At 59.5% G+C, this 16,847-nt stretch carries 9 protein-coding genes; 8 read left to right on the top strand and 1 reads right to left on the bottom strand.

Features of this window, described 5'->3' with window-relative positions:
- Window positions 1-371 precede the first annotated feature (371 nt).
- The 7 genes from PUQ42_RS09555 to PUQ42_RS09525 all read left to right on the top strand — a co-directional run bounded on the left by PUQ42_RS09555 (window position 372) and on the right by PUQ42_RS09525 (window position 13,217).
- A complete protein-coding gene (locus tag PUQ42_RS09555; protein WP_273373246.1) occupies window positions 372-1,358 on the top strand; it encodes a BACON domain-containing protein in 987 nt (328 codons plus the stop codon).
- Window positions 1,359-1,388: 30 nt separating this feature from the next.
- Complete coding sequence (locus tag PUQ42_RS09550; RefSeq protein WP_273373244.1) at window positions 1,389-2,918, top strand: BACON domain-containing protein; 1,530 nt, start codon at window positions 1,389-1,391, stop codon at window positions 2,916-2,918.
- A 38-nt stretch (window positions 2,919-2,956) separates the two neighbouring features.
- Window positions 2,957-5,944 (top strand): SusC/RagA family TonB-linked outer membrane protein, encoded by a 2,988-nt coding sequence (locus PUQ42_RS09545; protein WP_273373242.1) that lies wholly within the window; start codon window positions 2,957-2,959, stop codon window positions 5,942-5,944.
- Window positions 5,945-5,963: 19 nt separating this feature from the next.
- Window positions 5,964-7,679, top strand: a complete 1,716-nt coding sequence (locus tag PUQ42_RS09540) for a RagB/SusD family nutrient uptake outer membrane protein (protein WP_273373240.1) — start codon at window positions 5,964-5,966, stop codon at window positions 7,677-7,679.
- A gap of 49 nt (window positions 7,680-7,728) precedes the next feature.
- The gene (locus PUQ42_RS09535) at window positions 7,729-9,237 is read left to right on the top strand and encodes a calcineurin-like phosphoesterase C-terminal domain-containing protein (RefSeq protein ID WP_273373238.1); all 1,509 of its coding nucleotides are present in this window, start codon (window positions 7,729-7,731) and stop codon (window positions 9,235-9,237) included.
- 27 nt (window positions 9,238-9,264) lie between these two features.
- Window positions 9,265-11,505 carry a glycoside hydrolase family 31 protein gene (locus PUQ42_RS09530; protein ID WP_273373236.1) on the top strand — a complete coding sequence of 747 codons (2,241 nt, stop codon included), beginning with the start codon at window positions 9,265-9,267 and terminating at the stop codon, window positions 11,503-11,505.
- Between the two features lie 101 nt (window positions 11,506-11,606).
- Complete coding sequence (locus PUQ42_RS09525) at window positions 11,607-13,217, top strand: DUF6377 domain-containing protein (RefSeq protein WP_273373234.1); 1,611 nt, start codon at window positions 11,607-11,609, stop codon at window positions 13,215-13,217.
- A 60-nt stretch (window positions 13,218-13,277) separates the two neighbouring features.
- Here the strand turns inward: PUQ42_RS09525 and PUQ42_RS09520 are convergent, their stop codons facing one another.
- Window positions 13,278-14,543: an anaerobic sulfatase-maturation protein gene (locus tag PUQ42_RS09520; protein WP_420534961.1), complete on the bottom strand. Its 1,266-nt coding sequence runs from the start codon at window positions 14,541-14,543 to the stop codon at window positions 13,278-13,280.
- A 141-nt stretch (window positions 14,544-14,684) separates the two neighbouring features.
- On the opposite strand from PUQ42_RS09520, the gene PUQ42_RS09515 reads away from it, so the two are divergent.
- Window positions 14,685-16,682 (top strand): glycoside hydrolase family 97 protein, encoded by a 1,998-nt coding sequence (locus PUQ42_RS09515; RefSeq protein ID WP_273373232.1) that lies wholly within the window; start codon window positions 14,685-14,687, stop codon window positions 16,680-16,682.
- The last annotated feature ends 165 nt before the right edge of the window (window positions 16,683-16,847 follow it).

Below are 16,847 nucleotides of genomic sequence, written 5' to 3'. Positions count from 1 at the left end.
CAACTCCCGTTAGTGTTCCGGAGGCGGGTTCTGTCGAGCAACCTACTTTATGGTAAAATTTCTCCGGACAGCAGTGTTTCGATATGAAATATGAAAAGCCCCGTATAAACCCAATCCGTCGACAAAAAAACTTTCAAAGAGGATTTTCCTGCCCAAACACAAGTCCATACGTCTATATAACGACCGGGAATATATAGATACAAGGCACTGATTATAAATGCATAATAAGATGAATTGATCTATATTATCAGGTATTGCACTTTCCCGCCTTTCATAAAATAGATAATTTTGCAAAGCAATGAGTCCGACTTACGATTTGTAATTTTTTTAACATTTCTCAATCCATATCACAAACCAAAACTTGCCAACCTATGAAGAAAACATTTTTACGCATGTTGCTTCCTGCGCTCCTCATCGGTCTGCTTGCATCCTCCTGCATCGAGGACAAGGCAAAAGATGCGGCTGCCAGGCTCATCGTGAGCAAGGTCAGCGTGGAGGTCATCCAGACCGGAACGCTGAGCACCGGATCAAAAGCCACGCTGGACATTCTGGCCAACCGTGGCTATACCATCATTCCTTCAGCCGACTGGCTTTCGGTCGACAAACCCGTCGGGAAAGGCCGCGTGACGGTTGTGATCGATGTCGAGGCCAACGACACCGAGAAAGCCCGCACCGCATACCTCACGGTGACGAGCGAGGAACTGACTGAAACCGTAACCGTAACACAGACGCTCGACCCCGACACCGACGACGGGCTGGAGATCGGCCATGTCTACCTCGAGGACGACTTCGCATGGTGCGAACAGTTCGGAGGCGAAGACCAGGTACAGTTCCCCGACCAGGGTCACACGGAGCCCGTCCGCAACGAGTCCGCTGCCGTAGCAAAGTTCGAAGAGATGGGCTACAGCGAGTACAACTACGCCGGCAATGCCTTCTACATGGCCAAGCACTACTTCAAGATGGGCAAGAACAACCAGCAGAACGGACTGGCCATCGACATGGGCAAGTACATCGAGAAGGAGAAATCCTCGACCGTCACGCTGACCTTCGATGCTGCTCCGGTCGTCTCGATCAACGGCTCGGGATCCGACATCACGCTCCGCGGCATCGACGACACATCGGTGACCGTCGAGGTCTACGAAGGCCCGGGGACCGTCGACGGCCCCACCTCCAAGACCAGCGATGCGCTCACCATGTCGAGCGTCACCTCCTGGAACCAGTGGGTAAGCATGAAGGTTACGCTCTACGGCGTCTCCGACCGTTCGCAAATCGTCATACGCTCCACTCAATTCGGACAATCGGGATACCACCGCTGGTACCTCGACAACATCAAGATGGTCAAGGCGCCCCGCAACTAAACTGGGTCAACAATCATAAACCGAAACACCATGAATTTCAAACATATGTTATTCAGGGCAACGTCCGCCCTGCTGTTCATGTCGGGAATCGGGCTGGCAGGATGCAACGAAACCGAACCCGATGCATTTCTCACGGTCACCCAGCAGGAGCTCGAGGTCGAATATACCGGACTTACCGTTGAGGGAGAGATGGTGAATTTCGAACTGGGGACCAACCGTTCGTGGCAGGCCACCTACGTCGAAGAGTGGATTCACCTCACCCATAGTGAGGGAGACCGCGGCCGTGTACGCATCTTCCTCGACATTGACGAGAACAATACCGGCAAGGACCGCACCGGATTCATTATCTTTGAAGGCGAAGGCGGAACACGCCGCACCATCGCCGTCACGCAGAAACTCAAGGTCGACGCGCTTTCCGTCTCCCCGACGGAGATCACTGTCGTGAAGTCGGGACTGCTCGAAACGGGCGAAAAGGCCGAAATATACCTCTCGACCAACAGCGACTGGACAATCACGGTTGCCGACGACAGCAAGTGGATCACTCCGGCTGCCACCTCCGGGGAGGCCGGCAACATGAGCATCGAACTGACCGTCGAGCAGAACAACACCGGCGGCGAACGCAAGGGATCGTTCGTCATCAACGCCGGGTCGAAGAGCGAGACCGTCACCGTCATCCAGAATCTCGAGGGATTAAAACTCTCCGCCGACAATTTCCGTGTGAACAAATTCGGATTCTCCGACGAGGCCCAGACCCCGCTGACCTTCACGATCACATCCGCCGAAGCGTGGACATCGACCTACGACAACTGGCTGTCGATCGAACCCGCCTCGGGAGAGGCAGGGGAGACGGAGGTGACGCTTCTCGTCGACGAGAACACCTCGGGCGCGCCCCGTGAAGGCGAAGTGAAGATCACCACCTTGCTCAACGGCCTGGAAGCTACGATCACCGTCTCGCAGAACACGAAAACCAACATCTACGACGACGACGGCAAGGCAGGCGGATACGTCTACTACAACGAGCCGTTCGACTGGGCCATCCCGTTCGACATGGACGACCAGGTCGGGCTCGACGGTGCCAAATGGACGCGGCTCAGCGTTCAGGCAAACGCCGAGATCAAGGCCGCCTGGGCCGAATGCGGCCTCGAGGACCTCAATCCGAGCGCCAACTGCCTCTACATCGCCTCCGACTACCTCCACATGGGTGGCAAAAACAAACAGACGGGAGTCATCCTTCCGGCCATTGACGTTCCGGCAGGGCAGTGTACCGATGTGAAACTCGCATTCGAGACCTGCGCCAACATCGGCGGGTCGGGAAAACCCGATGACATTACCGTCACGGTCGAGATTCTCAAAGGCCCCGGCACGGTAAACGGCGACTCGGAGAAGTTGAGCGCCCCCATGACCCCCGATCCGGTCTGGGGATGGACGTCCATGAGCGTAACGTGCTACGGCATCACCGCCGACACCCGGATCGTCATCCGCTCCACACAACAGGATGCAAGCGGCTATTTCCGCTGGTTCCTCGACGACATCAAGATGACGAAAACCGCAGTAGAATAATTTAACGGGACCCAAACATGAAAAACATACTGTCAGATATGAACAAGAGATTTGCAGCGACGGGGAGATCCCTTGGGGGCTATCTTCTGCGCATCGTATGCTGCCTGCTGCTGACGTCAGCCGCGCTGTCCCTGCAGGCACAAACCCGCAACCAGGTGAGCGGCCGGGTGACCGACGCGGCCGGCGAGCCGCTCGTCGGCGCCACCGTCGTGGTCGTCGGCACGACAACCGGAACGACGACCGACATCGACGGAAACTATGCGATCAATGCCCCGGCCGGCGGGCAGCTGAAGTTCTCGTACATCGGATATGCCGAACAGACGGTGGAGATCGGCACGCAATCAGTCATCAATATCACCCTGCAGGACGACAGCCAGGTACTCAAGGATGTCGTGGTCGTCGGATACGGCACGATGGAAAAGAAGTCGGTGACCTCATCCATCACCTCGATCAAGGGCGATGACCTGACCGCCGGCATGGGCGGGTCGACAATCGCCACGGTACTTCAGGGCAAGGTTCCCGGACTGACTATTTCGGGCAGCTCCAGCCCCAACAGCAGCAACGGATTCCAGTTGCGCGGCGTGGCATCGATCAATGCCAGCCAGAGCCCTCTCGTCGTGATCGATGGCATCCCCGGCGGCGACATGCGCGCCCTCATCCAGGAAGACATCGAGTCGATCGACGTACTGAAGGATGCCTCGGCAGGTGCCATCTACGGCACACGCGCGGCCGGCGGCGTGATCCTCATCACGACCAAACGGGCCAAACAGGGGCGCGTAAGCGTAAACTATACGGGAGAATTCTCGATCGAAAGCATCCGCAAATACCCCGACCTGCTCTCCTCGAGCGAGTATGTCGAATACGGACTCGGCGAGGATTACGGATCGGATACCGACTGGTTCAAGGAGCTGACCAACGAGCTGCCATTCTCGCAGCGCCATACGGTGAGCCTCTCGGGAGGTACTGAGGCCGCCCAGGTCTATACCTCGTTCATGGCCCAGGACCAGAAAGGTATCGTTATCGGCGACAACCGCAAGGACTATTCGGGACGTATCAATGCACGTTTCAACCTCTTCGACGGACTGGTCGAGGTACGCGCCAACGCCCAGTTCCGCGAGGCGGAGCGCGACAACCGCAACTCGTCGGGAATCTTCAAGATGGCGTTCGGGCTCAACCCCACCATCCCGCTCTACGACCCCGAGAATCCCTCGGACTACAACGTCGTGGGGAACGGCATCTCCGGCACGAGCTTCAACCCTGTTGCCGACATCATGCTGCGCACGAAAAACGGCAAGGACCAATGGCTGCTGGCCGACGCCACGGTGAAAATCAACCTGATGAAGGGGCTCTCGCTGCAAGGGACCGTAGGCATCGACAAGCGCCAGTACCAGGAGTACACCTACGTCTCGCATGACCACAAGGAGTCGATCGACAACAACCGCCGCGGAGGTGCCTCGCACAAGTTCAGCAAGGATAACCGCGTTTCGGTCGAGGCATACGCCAACTACCACCGCACCTTCGCCGAGGACCATACGCTCGACGTCGTGGCCGGATACAGCTTCTGGCAGGCCGGAGGCGAGAGCTTCAGCATGTCGAACTACGACTTCCCGGTCGACGGAGTCGGCCCGTGGGACATGGGCGTCGGTTCGTACCTCACGGACGGCCGCGCCTCGATGGATTCGAGCAAGGACCCGCGCGAACGGCTGCTGTCGCTCTTTGGGCGTGCCAACTACTCGTACAAGGACCGCTACATGGCAACGGTAAGCTTCCGCCGCGAAGGTTCCTCAAAATTCGGCCCGAACAACCGATGGGGTAATTTCTGGGCCGTCTCGGGAGGCTGGCGCCTCTCGAACGAGGCCTTCATGCGCGACATCCGCTGGATCGACGACCTCAAGATCCGCCTCGGATACGGCGTAACGGGTAACAACGGTTTCGGAAACGGCTACACGACCCGCATGTACACGGCCAACGACATGTGGCCCACCAACGGGATCTGGCAGCCCGGATACGGCTCGGTCCGCAACATCAACCCCGATCTGAAATGGGAGGAGAAGTCCGAGTTGAACGTCGGGTTCGATTTCGCGCTCTTCGACAACCGCCTCTGGGGAAAATTCGACCTCTATTACCGTCAGGTCAACGACATGCTCTACAACGTCAACGCCCCGATGCCCCCGATGGTGCACGACACGGTGATGAAGAACATCGGCAGCCTCGAGAACAGAGGCTGGGAGTTCGAGCTCGGCGGGGACATCGTACGCAGCAAGAACTTCCGCTATACGTCGTCGGTACGCCTGTCGCACAACAAGACTCGCATCAACCGGTTGGGAGACGACGGGTTCTTCCTCGACGAGGTGACGTTCCCCTCGCCGGGCAACCCGGGAACGGCCGTGCGCCTGCAGAACGGACTTGAGCTGGGACAGTTCTTCATCTACAAATACGCCGGGCTCGACGAGAATGGCAAGTGGCTGATCTACGACAAGAACAACGAAATCGTACCGGCCATTGACGGCAGCACCTCGAACCTCATCGCCGAGAACAAGCATTTCGTCGGCAACGCGATTCCGAAGGTCATTCTGTCGTGGGACCACACCTTCAAGTACAAGAACTGGGACCTGTCGGTCTACCTGCGCAGCTGGCTCGACTACGACGTCTTCAGCCAGGTGAACATGTACTACGGACTGGCCAATGACTCGCAGCTCAACGTCCTCAAGTCGGCCTACACGCGCAACCGCAACATCAAGGACGAAAAGATCCTCTGCGACTACTGGCTCGACGACGGATCGTTCCTCAAGATCGACGCCATCAACCTCGGATATACGCTCGACCTGAGAAAATGGACGCGCTACATTCAGTCCGCGAAACTCTACCTGACGATCCGCGACCTGGCCGTCTTCACCAACTACAACGGGCTCAACCCCGAAGTCGACATCAACGGGCTCTATCCCGGATTCGAGTACGTCAACGACACCGCATCGATGTATCCGCAGACGACCCGCTTTACGCTGGGTGTGCAGATAACCTTCTAATCCAAAATCGAAAATCGTTATGATCAAGAAACATATAATTGCCGTATTGGCCGGGGTCGCCGCCATCTCCGCACCCTCCTGCGACCTCGACGAGAAATTCTACTCGGAAGTCACCCCCGACACCTTCATCACCTCGCCCGAAAGCACCTACGCCGTGCTGTGCCGGCCCTTCACCCACTGGAAATGGTACATCGGGGCCGACAGGTGGTACCTTCAGGAACTGACCACCGACGAGATGGTATGTCCCAAACGTGGCAGCGACTGGTACAACGGCGGAGAATACTATCGCCTGCACTACCACACCTGGTCGCCCGACGACCGGTTCATCGTCAATACCTACGACGGCACCACCGGGGGCATCTCGCGCGCCCTGGAGGCCAAAGCCGACCTCCAGGCCGTAGACTACAACGCCATCGGGCTCGACGACAAGGTCAAGGCCGACCACATCAACCAGCTGAACGCCATCACGGCCTACTTCTACATGCGCGGGCTCGACTACTTCGGAGGCATGCCCATCTACTATTCGGTCAACGACGACCTCCGGGGCCGCAGTACGGCCCGCGAGACCTTCGAGCATGTCGAGACCCTGCTCAAGGAGGCGATCCCGACCCTCACGAAGAAGACGACGCTCGGGGCATCCGAAGACGGTTACATCAAGCAGGCGGCTGCCGCAGCGATGCTGGCCCAGCTCTACTTCAATGCCGTCGCCTACATCGGCGAGGAGCGTTTCGAGGAGTGTGCCAAGCTCTGCCGCGACATCATCGGAGGCGTCTATGGCACCTACGATCTCGATGACACCTGGTACGGCCCTCACAGTTTCGACAACAACACCTCGCCGGAGGTGATCTGGACGGTGCCCTCTGAAAATGCCAAACTCGAATGGAACTGGTATTTCAAATACTTCTACCCCTATTCGGCCTATGAGTACTTCGGGAGCGAGACGGCCGGATACAACGGATTCATGCTGACCCCCTCGCTCGACCCCCAGGGCCGCTACTATACCCAATGGAAACTGGGCAACACCTACCGGAAATTCCACGACAAGGACCTGCGCAAGAAGCCCTATCGCTACCTCGGCAACGGACAATACGAGGGTATGTTCCTCATCGGTGAGCTGACCAACCCCAACGACCCGTCGAAACAGTGCCTCGGGCAGAAGGAGTACAGCGGCAAGGTGATCAACCTGGTCGACCAGGTCGCCCGTTTCTCGGAGGTCGGCAGCAAGTACAATTCGGTCGCCGAGCTGACCTCGACGATGGCCGACGGCGAGGAGAACTCAGGCGTCCGCCTGGTAAAGTCCCCGCAACCCGACCTTGACGACATCCAGTTGCGATGGAATCCCGATTGCCCGGTCATCCGGCTGACGGAGATCTACTACATGCTGGCCGAATGCGAGATGCGGGCAGGGCAGAAGGGAACGGCCGCCGCGCTGATCAACCAGGTACGTGCGCGCAACTTCGAGAACAGGGAGGACCCCGACCCCGTGACGGCCGACAACCTCGATGAATACCGCATGCTCGACGAATGGATGATCGAGTTCCTGGGCGAGGGGCGCCGCCGTACCGACCTGATCCGCTGGAACAAGTTCACGACCGACGCATGGTGGGACCACACGCCGCTCGGCGACGAAGAACAGGCCAGGAATCTGAACCTGTTCCCGATTCCCAACTCGGCCATCTCGGCCAACAACCTGATCAAACAGAATCCCGGGTATACGGGCTATAACCCGCAATAGCGCCCGCGGGCACCGGATTCAAGAGTGTTGAACATTAAAAACCGAAAAAATGATCAAATACATCAAATATTATCTGTTGGCCTTTCTGCTGGTCAACGGTTCGGTCGCCTGCAGCGAGGACGAAGGCGCCCAGATTCTCGGAGCACTTCACGAAAAGGTGGACATCGAGCCCGAACCCGGCATGAACCTCGTAGGGCGCGTTACCGACGGCAAGAATCCGATCGAAGGTGTCGTTGTCAGCGACGGCTTCACGGTGACCACCACCGATGCCCGGGGCATTTACCAGATGCGCGTCAAACGGACGACTCCGTTCGTCTTTGTCTCCGTGCCCGCGGAGTATGAGATCCCGATGGAAAACGGGCATCCGAAGATATACAAGAAGATCGCTTTGGGCGACAACGACGTCGTGCAGCGCAGCTTCAAGCTCGAACGGGCCGCCAAAAAGGAGCGTTTCACCCTTCTGGCACTGGCCGACGTGCAGATCGGCCGCGAAGACGAGGTGACGATGCTCGACGAAGAGGTGCTTCCGTTCCTGATCCCCTACGTACAGGAGGAGCTGCAGGCTCCCGTCTACGGCATCTCGCTGGGCGACCTGGTATGGGACAACATGCCCTACCACACGATCTACAAGGAGCGAATCCAAAAGATCGGCGTCCCCGTATTCCAGGTCATCGGAAACCACGACCACGACAAGGCTGTCTCCGACGATACGGAGGCCGACGCCAGCTTCGAGTCGGCATTCGGCCCCACGTATTACTCCTACAACATTGGGGATTGCCACTTCATCGTCCTCGACGATGTCCTCTACGCGGGCTCGTCCTCCTATACGGCCGACATCACCGACGAGCAGATGGCCTGGCTGAAGCAGGACCTGCAATACGTTCCCGAAGACAAGCTCATCATCCTGGGCGTGCACATCCCGACGTCGCGCCGCAACCGTCCCTCGACCCAAGTCGAGAACTGCGAGGAACTCTACGCTCTGCTCGACGGCTACCAGGTGCGCATCCTCTCGGGACACTCGCACAACAACTACACGACCACCATCTCCAAATCGATCGAGGAGAACACGCTCGGGTCCGTCATGGGGGCCTACTGGAACGGGAAAGAGCTGTGCAACGACGGCAGTCCCCGCGGTTATGCGGTCTACGAAATCGAAGGGAACCGGATCAAGAACTGGTACTACAAGGGTACGGCCTATCCGCGCGAATACCAGATGTACCTCTACGGCCCGGGTGAGGCCGTCTCGGAGCAGTACCGCGACGGACTGATCTTCAACATCTTCAACTGGCACACCACCTGGAAGGTCGAGGTGCAGGAGGACAATTCCGACTGGGTGACGCTCCCCTCGGGCTCGAACCTCAAGTACGAAATGGACCGCCGTGCATACGACTTCATGTTCGGCGAAACCGTCCCCGAACACCGTCCGACGGCCGAACCCGAGGATAAGAACGACCACATGTTCTACTACAAGCCCGTTTCAGACTCCTGGGAGAAGGTCACGGTGAAGGCTACCGACCCCTATGGGAACGAATACACCGAAAGCATCCAGAACGAATAGTCCACGGTCTCAACCATGTCCCTGCCCATGAAAAAAACGATTCTCGCACTCCTGATCGCCATGTGCTGCGGGCTCTCCGCCCGGGCGCAGGACTTCGAAAACCCCCTTGTCTTCGGTGAGAACCGCCTGACGCTCATCACCCCGACCCTGTTCCGGCTGGAGTTCGCCCATGACGGGAAATTCATCGACGCCCCGACCTACTTCGCCTACGACAGAAGCAACCTGCTACCCGCCACCGAGTTCAAGGTCCGCGCGTTGGGCGACAACCGCTACGAGATCACGACCTCGGCCCTGCGCATCGTCTACGAACACGACGGATTTCCTTTCGGGCTCCACAACTTCGCAGCCTACTATACCCTCAACGGCAAAGAGAAGAAATTCACCAACCGCTGCATCTTCCGCAATAACCTCGGAGGCCCGATCGAGACCCTCGACCGCGTCACCGGGGAGATTCCCATGCACGACGGGTTGCTGAGCCGCGACGGCTGGTACGTGATCGACGACGAACGTTCCGACCTGCTGATCGACGGATGGCTCGCCCCGCGCGACACGAAAAGCCACGTACAGGACCAGTACTGCTTCGTCTACGGCAACGACTACCGGGCCGCCCTCGCCGACCTGGGGGCCATCAGCGGGCACGTGCCCATGACCCGCAAATACATCCACGGCGTCTGGTACTGCCGCTACTGGGACTATACCTCCGAAGAGTTCCTCTCGATCATCGACGGATACGAAGAGAACGACTTCCCGCTCGACAACCTCGTCTTCGACATGGGGTGGCACACCTACGACGCACAAATCGGGACCGGACACGCCGGCAGCCGCAGCTGGACGGGCTACACGTGGGACCGCACGCGTATCCCCAACCCCGGAGCACTGATCGCCGAGGTGCACCGCCGCGGCGTCACCGTATCGCTCAACGACCATCCGCACGACGGAATCCGTCCCCACGAGGAGATGTACGCAGACTTTATGGCCGACATGGGCGCCGACCCCTCCAAACCGCTGCTCTTCGACGTTGGGGACCGAAAATACATGGAGACCTTTTTCAAACATGCCCACCATTCGACCGAAGATCTGGGAATCGACTTCTGGTGGCTTGACTGGCAACAGAACTACCTCTATCCCGAGGTGCGCGGTTACCGCTCCACGACACTGCAATGGATCAACGAGCTCTACTACCGCGAAACCGAGCGGAAAGGGCTGCGCGGCGCCGGATACAGCCGCTGGGCCGGCTGGGGCGACCATCGCCACCCGATCCAGTTTTCGGGCGACGCCCAGGCCAACTGGGAGCTGCTCGCCTTCGAGGTGAAGCTCACCGCCGCCAGCGGCAACGCGGGCTGCTATTACTGGGCGCACGACATCGGCGGATTCCGCGGTGACCCGAATCCCGAACTGACGGTACGGTGGACACAATTCGGAGCGCTTTCAGCCGCCCTGCGGGTCCATTCCACGAAGGATGCGCGCCTCGACCGCCGCCCGTGGCTCAGCGGAGAACGCGAAACCGTCGCCATGCGCCGCATGTACCACATGCGTTCGGAGTTGATGCCCTACATCTACAGCAGCGTCTGGCAGACCCACTCGACGATGGTGCCCCTCAACCGCCCGATGTATATCGACTACGGGCATGAGAAACCCGCCTACGAAAATCCCCAGGAGTTCCTCTTCGGGGACAACCTGCTCGCCGCGCCGATCACCTCGCCGGGAGAGGGCGAAGAGAGAATCGCCTCACAACAGGTGTGGTTTCCCGCAGGGGACGTATGGTACGACTTCTTCACCCACGAACGTGTCGACGGAGGCCAGGTGCGCCGCATCGCCAAACCGCTCTACGAATTCCCGCTCTACGTCCGCGGCGGCTGGGTGCTGCCCATGCAACCCTACACGCCCCGTCCCGCATCGACACCGCTCACCACGCTCGTCATGCGCGTCTATCCCGCATCGGGCGATGCCGACAACACCTATACGCTCTACGAGGACGACGGATTGACCCGCGATTACGAACGCGGCCTGTACGCCACCACGGAACTCAACTACCGTCGCCAGGGAGAGGTGACGACCATCACCATCCGCCCCGCGTCGGGCAGCTACGAAGGGCAGGTCCCCCAACGGGCCTACAGACTCCAGCTCCCCGCCATGGGAGAAATCCGCCGCGTCAAGGTCAACGGCCGCGCCGCAAGGATTTCGTACGATACGCAATTGGAGTGCCCGACCGTAGAAGTCCCGGCAACGGACATCCGCAAGGAAATAAGGATAGAGATCTTCGGATAACCTTTCCGGAAACGACCCGCACGAAAAGTGAATCCCGCGCCATGGAAATGATGCGGGATTCGCTTTTTTTTTATAAATTTGTTCTCAAACGACCGCTGCCGATGAGAAAACCGTCCCTTTCCGCCATCCTCGGTGTCGCGACCTGTCTCGTTCTCTTCTGTGCCTGCCGCAAAGACGGCAACGAACAGGTATTCGACGAACTGGATCGGGTCATCAGTCAGAAATCCTGCTACGCAGAGCGTTTCAACCGACAGGCCGATTCGCTGCGCCGGAGACTCGGCGCTGCACCCGACGACACGTCAAGATGGCAAATGGCCCACCACCTGTTCAACGCCTACATCACCTACGACATCGACTCCGCCGCCCGTTACTCCGAACTGATGTACCGTTATGCCGCCGCAACCGGCGACCGGGAGATGCAGTTCCTCTCGACAACCTGCGATGCCGGGGTGCAGATCGCCCGCAACAATGTCGGAAGAGCCTACAAACTGATCCTCTCGCTCGACACGGTCGGCATCAACAAACGCATGCGGGCGAATTACTATACACAGCAGATGGCGATTTTCGGACGGCTCGCCGCCTCGGAAGGCCCCGAAGAGCAGCAGGCAAAATATGCCGATTCTCTCGTCCGACTGCGCCACACGCGCATCGGCTTCGACGGGCACTCGTACGTCACCCGCCAACGACTCCGGGCCCTCGAACTCATGGACATGCACCGCTATGACGAGGCGCTGGAGATTCTGCTGCCGCTCTACGACCCCGAAAAGTACAACAACCGCACGCTCGCCCGCATCGCCTACAACATCGCCAACGCCTATGAGGCGCTCGGCGATCGGGAGCAGAACAAGTTATGGCTCGCCACGACGGCGATTTCGGACCTCCAAACCCCGGTCCGCGAGTACCTCTCGCTGTACAACCTGGCGCTGCTGATGTTCGAGGAGAAGGATATGGAGCGCGCGGCGCGTTATATCCAGTGCACGATGTCCGACATGCTGGAGTGCAACTACAACACCCGCATCCTCCATTCCAGCCAGGCCGAGATGATCATCAACCAGGCCGTCGTCTACAGCATCAACTCTCGCAGCCGCATCCTGACCGTCATGATATACATCTTCATGGCACTGTGCGCCATCATCCTGCTGTTGCTCATGTATACCCTGCAGCAGCACCGGAAGCTGCAGCAGACCAACAGGCAGCTCAACGAGTGGAACGAGCAGATCCGCCAGCTGAACGACAGCCTGCGCGACGCCAACAGGATCAAGGACAACTACGTGTTCCGCTACATGCACCTGGCCACACAGTACATCGGCCGGGTCGATCAATATCGGGACGAATTGCGGAAAACGGCAAAAAAAGAGGGGCCCGAGGCCCTGATGCGCAAGTTGCGGTCGCCGTCGGATGTCGACCGCGACTACCGGGACTTCTACCGGATTTTCGACGAGACGTTCCTCGGCATCTTCCCCGATTTCATCGAGCAGGTCAACGCCCTGCTCGAAGAGTCGGCCCGTTTCCCCGTACGTGCCGACAAGACGCTGCCCACCGAACTGCGGATCCTGGCCGTCATGCGGCTCGGAATTACCGACAGCGGACATATCGCCAGCTTCCTCAACTGCGCTTCGACGACCGTCTACACCTACCGCACCAGGTTGCGCAACTCGGCGCTCGGGGCGCGCAACGAATTCGAAAAGCAGGTGCGGCTCATCGGCTTCTGACCGGCAATCCGGAGGGGAGGGCGAAAGTACACGCCGTGCTCCGATACGCCGTCGCAGCCGCTACATCAGACCCATGCGCTTGCGCGCGAATGGGATGACCCATGCCGGCGACTGCTCCTTCGAGAGCATCTCGCGCATGTACTCCATATAGGGTTCCACGTGGCGGAAATAGTGGTACAGGCCTTCGCAAAGAGTATTTTTGCGGCAGCCGTCCGATCCGGTCTCGAAGCGGTGCTTCGGGCACTCGCCCCGGCAGGCGAAGTAGTAACGGCAGCGCAGGCACTCGGCCGGCAGGGCATTGCGCTTCGCCAGGCCGAGGTCGCGGCGCTTCTTCGAACGATAGATTTCCACCAAAGGGGTCTCGCGGATATTTCCCAACTTGTATTCGGGATAGACGAAGTGGTCACACGAATAGACATCGCCGTTGTGCTCGACGACCAGGGCGTCTCCGCATGTCTCACCCATCGAGCAGACGCCCGGCTGAACCCCGCACCACTGGGAGAGCGAAGCATCGAACATCTGCACGAAGACCTGCCCCACGTCGCTCACGACCCATTCGTCGAAGATGTCGCACAGGAACTGCCCGTAGCCCCCGGCCGTAACCGACCATTCGGCCAACCGCGCCCCCTCGCGCTCCGGGGCGACGATCAGCGGACGGTGGAAACCCTCGACATCGACCACATGCTCCACGGCCGGAAGGAACTGCATGTAGCGGCTCCGCACCGTGTCGCGGAAAAAACGGTAGATCTCCGCGCCACGCCCCTCGCACAGCCGATTCACGACGCTCAGCGTGTTGTACTCCACGCCGCGTTCGCGGAACATCCCGATCGTACGCATCACACGTTCGAAGGTCGGCTGCCCGCCCTTGGTCACCCGGAAGGCGTCGTGGATGTCCTGCGGGCCGTCGAGCGAGATGCCCACCAGAAAGTTGTTCTCCGCAAAGAGGTCGCACCACTCCCCGTCGACCAGCGTACCGTTGGTCTGGAGTGTATTCTCGATACGCTTGCCGTCGGCATACTTTTTCTGGAGGGCCATGGCTTTCCGGTAAAACCCGAGACCCAGCAGCAGGGGTTCCCCGCCATGCCAGCAGAAGGTCACCGTCGGGACGTCGTTGGCTTCGATATACTGCCGCACGTAGCTCTCCAGCAACTCGTCACTCATCACCGCCTGGCGCCCTCCGTACTGCACGGCCTTGTCGAGGTAGTAGCAGTAGTGGCAGTCGAGGTTGCACGCCGAACCGGCGGGCTTGAGCATCGTCGAGAAGGCCACGGGGCCTGTCTGTTTCTCGGCGTCGCGGAAGGTGAAGATATCCTTGGGTTTCGTCATGGCGGTGGCTCCGGCCCGGGAAAAGCGCCCCGAAGGGTCCGGATCGGCGAAACAAATATAGGAAAAAAACATCCTTCTGCGGTTTGGGCTTCGCTCTTTGGCGGTTTTTTCGTACTTTCGTGCGAAACCAAAATCCAACCCATGAAAAAACTCATTCTAACCCTCTGCCTCTGCTGCGCCGGTGCCGGAATCGCCGCGGCAAAAAGCTATGAAGTGAAATCCCCCGACGGGAAAATCGCCGTGCAGGTGGATGCCGGCAAGGAGGCCGTCTCCTACAGCGTGCTGCTCGACGGCAAACAGCTGATCGCCCCCTCGTACCTGGCGCTCGAACTCGCCGACGGCCGCACGCTGGGCACGAAGCCCGTCGTACGGAAAGCCGCGGTGAAAAGCCACGACGAGACGATCGATGCTCCGTTCTACAAACGCACGACGATCGAAGACCGCTACAACGAACTGACCCTCTCCTTCAAGGGCGACTACCAGCTCCGCTTCCGCGCCTATGACGACGGCGTGGCCTACCGCTTCGTCACCGACATGGACGGCGAACTCGTCGTGGCCGACGAGCTCGTAGACATCCGCTTCCCGGAGGACTTCAAGGCGTGGGTGCCCTACGTAAAGGCCCGCATCAAGGAGGGAGGCCTCGAGCGCTACTACTTCAACAGCTTCGAGAATACCTATACCGTACAGCCGCTCTCCGAGGTCGCCGACAACCACCTGGCCTTCGTGCCGCTGCTCGTCGACGCCGGATGCGCGAAGATCGCCATCACGGAGGCCGACCTCGAGCAGTACCCCGGCATGTACCTCTACAACCCCACGCACGGAACGGCCCTGCGCGGCAACTTCGCCCCCTACCCCTCCAAGGAGGTGCAGGGAGGACACAACGAACTGCAGCTGATGGTTACCGAGCGTGAGGATTTCATAGCCCGCACGCAGGGTACGCGCGCCTTCCCGTGGCGCATCTTCGTCATCGCCGGGAACGACATCGAGCTGGCCGACAACGACATGGTCTACCGCCTGGCATCGCCCTCGCGCGTCGAGGACACCTCGTGGATCCGTCCGGGCAAGGTGGCCTGGGACTGGTGGAACGACTGGAACATCTACGGTGTGGACTTCCGCGCCGGCATCAACAACGACACCTATAAGTATTACATCGACTTCGCCTCCAAGAACGGCATCGAGTACGTGATCCTCGACGAGGGCTGGGCCGTGAACAAGAAGGCCGACCTCTTCCAGGTGATCCCCGAGATCGACCTCCAGGAGCTGGTTGACTACGGCCGCGAACGCAACGTGGGCATCGTCCTCTGGGCCGGCTACTACGCCGTGGAGCGTGACATGGAGCGTGTCTGCAAGCACTTCTCCGAGATGGGCGTCAAGGGCTTCAAGGTCGACTTCATGGACCGCGACGACCAGAAGATCTCCGACTTCGTATACCGCCTGGCCGAGACCGCCGCACGCTACCACCTGTTCCTCGACCTGCACGGATTCCACAAACCCACGGGTCTCCAGCGCACCTATCCCAACGTGCTCAACTTCGAGGGCGTCTTCGGCCTCGAGCAGATGAAGTGGAGCGGCACCGACATCGACCAGGTGACCTACGACGTCACGATCCCCTACATCCGCATGCTGGCAGGCCCGATGGACTACACGCAGGGCGCCATGCGCAACGCCACGCGCGGCAACTACCGCCCGGTGAACTCCGAGGCCATGAGCCAGGGCACGCGCTGCCGCCAGCTGGCCGAATACGTCATCTTCGAGTCGCCGTTCAACATGCTCTGCGACGCCCCGACGAACTACCTGCGCGAGGAGGAGTGCACGCGCTTCATCGCCGCGGTGCCGACGACGTGGGACGAGACCCGCGGACTGGACGGACGTGTCGGCGAGTACGTCTCGATCGCACGCCGCAAGGGTGACGTATGGTATGTCGGCGGCATGACCGACTGGTCGGCCCGCGAGTTGACGATCGACCTGGGATTCCTCGGCGAGGGGGCCTTCACGGCCGAGGTGTTCCGCGACGGGATCAACGCCGACCGCGCCGCCTGCGACTACAAGCGCGAAGTGGTCGAAGTGCCCGCCGACCGCCGTATGACGCTGAAGATGGCGCCCGGAGGCGGCTTCGCCATCCGCATCGTCCGCAAATAGGCTACGGAAAACGCTCAAACCCTGCCGGGCGGTTCGATCGTGAGCCGCCCGGCACTGTTTTCTGCGCGGGCCGCGATTTACAAAAGCGGTTCACTAGTGTCCGGAGAAAAATTCTCCGACAATGTTTTAATTATTAAACATCAATAAGTTACAAGCATTAGAAAA

Source organism: Alistipes megaguti, assembly GCF_944320325.1.
GTDB classification, from domain to species: domain Bacteria; phylum Bacteroidota; class Bacteroidia; order Bacteroidales; family Rikenellaceae; genus Alistipes; species Alistipes megaguti.
Note: the sequence above shows the minus strand (reverse complement) of the source record. Positions and strands in the feature narration are given on the sequence as shown.

What these genes read in the sequence shown, in the direction of transcription:
- PUQ42_RS09555 (WP_273373246.1), top strand. Translation starts at nt 372, where the DNA reads ATGAAGAAAACATTTTTACGCATGTTGCTTCCTGCGCTCCTCATCGGT.
- PUQ42_RS09525 (WP_273373234.1), top strand. Translation starts at nt 11,607, where the DNA reads ATGAGAAAACCGTCCCTTTCCGCCATCCTCGGTGTCGCGACCTGTCTC.
- PUQ42_RS09520 (WP_420534961.1), bottom strand. Translation starts at nt 14,543, where the DNA reads ATGACGAAACCCAAGGATATCTTCACCTTCCGCGACGCCGAGAAACAG.
- PUQ42_RS09530 (WP_273373236.1), top strand. Translation starts at nt 9,265, where the DNA reads ATGAAAAAAACGATTCTCGCACTCCTGATCGCCATGTGCTGCGGGCTC.
- PUQ42_RS09515 (WP_273373232.1), top strand. Translation starts at nt 14,685, where the DNA reads ATGAAAAAACTCATTCTAACCCTCTGCCTCTGCTGCGCCGGTGCCGGA.
- PUQ42_RS09535 (WP_273373238.1), top strand. Translation starts at nt 7,729, where the DNA reads ATGATCAAATACATCAAATATTATCTGTTGGCCTTTCTGCTGGTCAAC.
- PUQ42_RS09545 (WP_273373242.1), top strand. Translation starts at nt 2,957, where the DNA reads ATGAACAAGAGATTTGCAGCGACGGGGAGATCCCTTGGGGGCTATCTT.
- PUQ42_RS09540 (WP_273373240.1), top strand. Translation starts at nt 5,964, where the DNA reads ATGATCAAGAAACATATAATTGCCGTATTGGCCGGGGTCGCCGCCATC.
- PUQ42_RS09550 (WP_273373244.1), top strand. Translation starts at nt 1,389, where the DNA reads ATGAATTTCAAACATATGTTATTCAGGGCAACGTCCGCCCTGCTGTTC.